This window comes from Shewanella sp. SG41-4 (assembly GCF_014164505.1).
In the GTDB taxonomy this organism is placed as follows: domain Bacteria; phylum Pseudomonadota; class Gammaproteobacteria; order Enterobacterales; family Shewanellaceae; genus Shewanella.
In genome coordinates this window covers 1-599 of record NZ_JACJFI010000740.1, presented here as the reverse complement: position 1 = coordinate 599, position 599 = coordinate 1, and the positions used below count along the sequence as shown (strand labels likewise).

General features: G+C 44.4%; 2 protein-coding genes. Both read right to left on the bottom strand.

Annotated features, from left to right (window positions below):
• Positions 1–230 (bottom strand): IS66 family insertion sequence element accessory protein TnpB (tnpB, locus tag H5202_RS23610; protein ID WP_182774143.1); only part of this gene is annotated, 230 nt, incomplete at its 3' end.
• Positions 227–526 (bottom strand): IS66 family insertion sequence element accessory protein TnpA, encoded by a 300-nt coding sequence (gene tnpA, locus H5202_RS23605; RefSeq protein WP_182774142.1) that lies wholly within the window; start codon positions 524–526, stop codon positions 227–229. The genes tnpA and tnpB, both read right to left, overlap by 4 nt.
• Positions 527–599: the final 73 nt, after the last annotated feature.

Sequence of the window (599 nt, the reverse complement as noted above, 5' to 3'; positions counted from 1 at the left end):
ACCGGCCACTTAAAGTGGCCTTTTTCGAGGCGACGATAATAAAGCCAAAATCCGTTAGTATCCCAGAATAAGATTTTGAGCTTATCGCGGTGTCGATTACAAAAGATAAACCAAGCCTGGCTAAAGGGGTCCATTTCAAGTGTGTCTGCGACGATTAATGATAATCCATCAATCGACTTTCGCATGTCGGTGACACCCGACACTAAATACACGTTACCAGTGGGAGTCATTGTAGTGCTGCAACCCAATGTCTAATTTGAGCTTGGCTCAGCGTAGCAGGAAATTCAGCGCGAATACCGTTGGTAAAGGTAATGTTCACCGACAGAGCTTGCGTATATTCATGTTCATCGACAATGATGGGGTGCAAGGTTTGCATGGCGTCAGGAACGAGCAGCCGCTTAGACCAATAGTAGAAGGTTTGATAACTGATGCCGCTGTCTGTACAGAATTGCTTAATGGATAGCTGGCTTTGTTTTTGTTGCTCAACAATTGATACCCAATGGGCGCGCTTTTGTTCTTGGTTCATAGTACCTCCGGTGAAAAAGGCACTATATTAAAGCGTGAGTATTATTGGTATGTGGGGTTAATTAACCGCTTAC

What these genes read in the sequence shown, in the direction of transcription:
- tnpA (WP_182774142.1), bottom strand. Translation starts at nt 526, where the DNA reads ATGAACCAAGAACAAAAGCGCGCCCATTGGGTATCAATTGTTGAGCAA.